This window comes from Euzebyales bacterium, from assembly GCA_036374135.1.
Taxonomy (GTDB): Bacteria; Actinomycetota; Nitriliruptoria; order Euzebyales; family JAHELV01; genus JAHELV01.
Genome location: DASUUK010000095.1, coordinates 1 through 4,453, shown reverse-complemented (window position 1 = coordinate 4,453; position 4,453 = coordinate 1). Strand labels below are relative to the sequence as shown.

The 4,453-nt window shown below is 69.9% G+C and carries 5 protein-coding genes; 3 read left to right on the top strand and 2 right to left on the bottom strand.

All coding sequences use genetic code 11. From position 1 onward, the window contains the following. On the bottom strand, positions 1 to 241 hold a 241-nt coding region (locus VFZ70_16050; protein ID HEX6257321.1), incomplete at its 3' end, for a hypothetical protein. A 1,189-nt stretch (positions 242 to 1,430) separates the two neighbouring features. Between VFZ70_16050 and VFZ70_16045 the strand changes: the two genes are divergently transcribed. Beyond that, a complete protein-coding gene (locus VFZ70_16045; protein HEX6257320.1) occupies positions 1,431 to 1,715 on the top strand; it encodes a DUF1876 domain-containing protein in 285 nt (94 codons plus the stop codon). Between the two features lie 39 nt (positions 1,716 to 1,754). After that, positions 1,755 to 2,573 (top strand): universal stress protein, encoded by an 819-nt coding sequence (locus VFZ70_16040; GenBank protein HEX6257319.1) that lies wholly within the window; start codon positions 1,755 to 1,757, stop codon positions 2,571 to 2,573. A 76-nt stretch (positions 2,574 to 2,649) separates the two neighbouring features. On the opposite strand, the gene VFZ70_16035 is transcribed toward VFZ70_16040, so the two are convergent. Continuing rightward, positions 2,650 to 2,907 carry a hypothetical protein gene (locus VFZ70_16035; protein HEX6257318.1) on the bottom strand — a complete coding sequence of 86 codons (258 nt, stop codon included), beginning with the start codon at positions 2,905 to 2,907 and terminating at the stop codon, positions 2,650 to 2,652. Positions 2,908 to 3,709: 802 nt separating this feature from the next. On the opposite strand from VFZ70_16035, the gene VFZ70_16030 reads away from it, so the two are divergent. Next, positions 3,710 to 4,273, top strand: coding sequence for a dihydrofolate reductase family protein (locus VFZ70_16030; GenBank protein HEX6257317.1), 564 nt, complete (start codon positions 3,710 to 3,712; stop codon positions 4,271 to 4,273). Positions 4,274 to 4,453 lie beyond the last annotated feature (180 nt).

The window sequence follows — 4,453 nt, the reverse complement described above, 5'->3', positions numbered from 1 at the left end:
GGGCGCCGGTCAGGTCCCCGTACCGCCGCTGCCGCGTCGTCGTCCGCGTGCCAGGGACCGCCGTGACGCGGACGGCGACGGGCACGCCCTTGACGCGCTCGACGTCGAAGTGCACACGTGCGCCGGCGGTGCGGGCGCGAGGCTCCACGTCGTGCTCGTGCACCGGGTACTGGCGGCCAGAGGCCTCGATGCGGCCGTCACCCGATCCGGCGTCGAACCACAACATCACTCCGTTTGGCATCCTCACCGCTCCTCTGTCATGACGAACGCGCTGGTCGAACGCCTGTAACCCAGGTTGCCGAAGTCGTGTTGCGCCCAGCCGGCTCCACACGCTCGAGGTCCCGTGCCGGTCTCGATACGACCGCGGTCACTGGTCGTGCTCGAAGTGCTGCACGAACGCGTCGGATCCTGGGAGGACGTAACCGATCCGGCGTCGTCGGACCAGCGCACCACATGCGGCGGCTGGCCGTCGCGTCCTCTGAGTTCGAGTATCTCGGCGTCCCGATCAGGCTCGCCGACGCGGTGCCGCTTGATCACCAGTCGGTCACCGACAGTCGCGCGCACGTCCTCATCGCCGTCCCGCTTTCGGTTGCTGCTGTTCGCCTCCATTGTCGGACAGGTCGCATATGCGGTCGAGGGCGTTGTTTCTACGCGACGTGGGACCTTCGCATGACGCCCCTGCCTCGTCCTCATCGGTGCCCAGGGTCGAGCCCGACATCCTGCGAAGGCACGGCGATGACGGCGCGCGACGTGCTCGAGGCATTCACCGAGGTGTGTGGTCTCCCGGTCGCGAACCTCTCGGGCGAGGTCTGCATCACACCGTCGTCGCCGATCGTGACCAGCAGCCGTTCGTGCGGTGATCTCGTCAGGCAGCGCTTGTCCATCCGGGCTGGCCAGCAGGACCTCACGTTGGGAACGCTCGCGCGGCGGCGGTTCGGCATGGGTGTGCGCACACCGCCGAACCGGCGTGCACGAACGAGCGGAGCCCCGGCCGTGATCCCTCCGGGGATCGGTCGTCCGGGGCTCTGCCGGTTCCTTCCCAGGGTGGTCGGACCTACGTGAGGCCGTCCGCGTTGTCCATGGTCCGCGGCAAGCGCCCTGGGCGGCGCTCGTCCGACCTGCCGGTGGGGTGATCATTCCCCGTCGGTCCGATCCCTAGTGTCCCACGGGTTGAGCACGGTGCCAGGCCGTTCGGTCCTGCCTGTCGAGACCTTCGCCCCCACTGGAGTCTGCCGGGGTTGGAATCGGGCCGGTCGGCGGGTGGATGATGTGGCTTTCCCCGCCATCTGCCGTCGAGGGGCGGACCAGCGTGGAACCGTCCGCAGTCACTGGCCGGGTGCGTCCGGACGCCGGGCCGTTGTACCCTGCACGGCGCCGGCGCCGCGTGGGATGCTCAGGCATCGGCTCGATGATCACCGGAGGAGAGGGACATGCCGGCCGCGAAGCGTTGGACCGTCGAGATCTATCTCAGTGAGCACCCCGAAGACGAGGGGGGGCACACCCACGCCGAGGCACGGCTGCACACGCAGGACGCCACCGACCTGCGCGGCCGCGGTGAGGCACGCAAGCACCCGAATGACGCCGACGTACCCGAGATCGGTGATGAGCTCGCCGCCGCCAGAGCACTGTCGGACCTCGCGCATCAGCTGCTCCATGCCGCTGCAGACGACATCGAAGGCGTGACCCACCAGCCCGTCGCCGACCTCGTCGACTGAGCGCTGTGGGCCCGGTCGCCGACCCCCGACCCGCCTGAAGTGGGTCGCATCGTCGTCGGCGTCGACGGCTCACCACCGGCCGACCGCGCGCTGCGGTGGGCGGTGCGTGAGGCCCGACTGCGATCGTCTGCCGTCGAGGTCGTCCACTGCTTCATCGCACACGGCAGTGGTCCCGTGACCCGCGCCCAGGAGCAGCAGCTCGCCGACACACGGCTCGAGGCGATCACGATCCGCAACCGTGACGCGCTCGATCGCGTCACGTGGAGAGCCGCGACGACCGCCGTCAGGGCGGTGCCCAGTAGCGGTCTCATCGCCGCCGCGGTCGACGCCGATCTCCTCGTCGTCGGTGCCCGGGACGCAGAAGGGTTCCATCGACTGCGGTTGGGATCCACCGGCTACCGCACCGCGGCGCACTCGCCGGTGCCGGTAGCGGTGATCGGCGCCGACGGCGGCGGGCCCGAAGACATGGACGCAAGACGTCCGCTGGTGGTTGGGGTGGACGGCTCACCTGCTGCGCACCGCGCGCTGCTGTGGGCGGTCGACGAGGCCCGACGTCGGTCGGTGTCTTTGACCGTCGCCCACGCCTACCAGCCCACCGTGCCGGCGACGCCGGAGGCGGAAGCAGCCGCCCGGCACGCCGCGGAAGCCATCGTGCGGGGTCTGGAACACGACACGGTGACAGTGGAGACGGTGGTCGTTCGCGGCACACCTGCCGGCAGGCTGCTCGAGCTGTCCGGCAGTGACCGCCTGCTGGTCATTGGCACGCGCGGCGGCGGTCCGCTGTCCGACATGCCGTTCGGTTCGGTCAGCCATCAGTGCCTGCACCACGCGTGCGGTCCGACGGTGATCGTCCCCTGAGGACCAGGGGTCGTGCCGCCGTGACGCCTGCTTGAATTGTGGCCAACGTGAGCCGTTTCGCTGACGGTGGCTCAGCTCAGGTCGCGCGAGCCGACGGCCCGACCACCTCACCGCGGATGGCGTCGCCGTCGTCGACGGTGTCCAGCTGCCGTTCGATCACGTGCATCCGCGCCGCGAGGTCGTGGTCCTGCAGCACGTCGCTGATCCACCGCCAGAAGTCCGTGCGACCGGCGTGGTAGTTGATGACCGAGGGGTCACAGAAGCGCACGTGCCGGTGGAACTCGGTGATGTTCGCGGCGACCGCTCCGTCACGGAAGTAGAAGCGCCGCGGCACCGGCAGCGCCCCGTCGACGTACTTGTGCCAGTGGCGGATGTGTGCTGTGCGGCGTCACCCGATGGTGCAGCGTTCCAGGCGGGTCGGATCGCGACGGTCTGTGTCCGAGGCCGTGCCACTGGCGTGCAAGCGCTCATTCGGCGTCCGGGCACGGTCTACGCGAGCGGGCTCGAGCACCTCGATGTCCGCCGCGCGGTTCACCGGACGACCGACCGCCATGGCCGCGTGCACCGCGTCGACGACGCTATGCCTCCACGGTCGGCGCCGGAGCGCGGCGTCCAGATCGCGGAGCAGGTCGTCGACGCATCCTCCACCACTGGGTGCCGCCGGGTAACGCGTGAGCACATCGACGAGTGCGGGTGTCGCGCGGCGTCGCGCTTGCTCGATGCGCTCGGCACCGACAGTCGGTCGCCACCGGCGATGAGCTCGGCTGCTCGCGCCGCATGTGCGGCTGCCCCGAGGATGTACTTGACCTGGTTGGCGTCGGCCAGTGGGGCGGGTAGCGGCCGATGCCGCGCTCATCGCCGTGCGCGCTGCATTCCGTGCGGCGGCGCTGCCTGCGTCGTTCGCCGCCTTGATCGCCGCCCACGCCGCCCCGCGCTGAACCTTGCTTCGCTTGGCACCGCGGGCGAACGTCCACGCGGCGTCGATCGTCTCGCGCGGTCGTGCGTCGTAAGGATGCTCGCACTCGAGGCGCTTCGGAGTTGCGGGGTGTAGGCGGGTAGCGGCGAGCCCGCGAGCCGCGATGAGTCGTGCGACGGCCGGCAGTCGTACTGTTGCACCCGCGACCGAAGGACTGCTGATGCGCAGCGTGACCTACTCGATGAACGTCTCACTCGACGGCTACATCGTCGGCCCCGACGGCGACTTCAACTGGACCGTACCCGACGACGACGTCTTCCGCTTCTGGATCGACCAGATCCGACACGTCGACGTCCACCTCATGGGACGACGGCTGTACGAAACCATGCTGTACTGGGAGACCGCCGACCAGAACCCCTCCCTCGACGACGCCGAGCTCGAGTGGGCCGCGCTGTGGAACCCGCTCCCAAAGGTCGTGTTCTCCACCACCCGGTCTGACGTGCAGGGCACCGCCCGCCTGGCCACCGGCGGCCTGGCCGACGAGATCGAACGGCTGCGAACTGAACCCGGCGACGGCGACATCGCGATCGGCGGCGCAACGCTGGCCGCCGAGGCCGCCGCGTTGGACCTGATCGACGAGTACCGGACCATGGTCTACCCGGTCCTGGTCGGCGGCGGCATCCCCTACTTCCCCCACCACGAACGCCGCGCGGACCTCGAACTCGTCGAGCACCGCACCTTCAACTCGGGCGTCGTCTACCTCCGCTACCGCGTCGCACGCTAGACAGGACCCCGCTACTCAGTCGTTGGTGCTGCGCCTCGGGTCACAGCTGATCGCCCGGGCTGAGCCGTCGGTGGGCGTCCCGGGCGCGCTCGTCCGCGGCCGACGCGCCGTAGCGTTGCAGCATCTGTGGCGACCGCCACCCGGCGAGGCGCATCAGATCATCGTCGGAACCGCCCGCGG

Excerpts from the sequence above, each read along its gene's own strand:
- VFZ70_16045 (HEX6257320.1), top strand. The coding sequence starts at position 1,431 with ATGCCGGCCGCGAAGCGTTGGACCGTCGAGATCTATCTCAGTGAGCAC.
- VFZ70_16030 (HEX6257317.1), top strand. The coding sequence starts at position 3,710 with ATGCGCAGCGTGACCTACTCGATGAACGTCTCACTCGACGGCTACATC.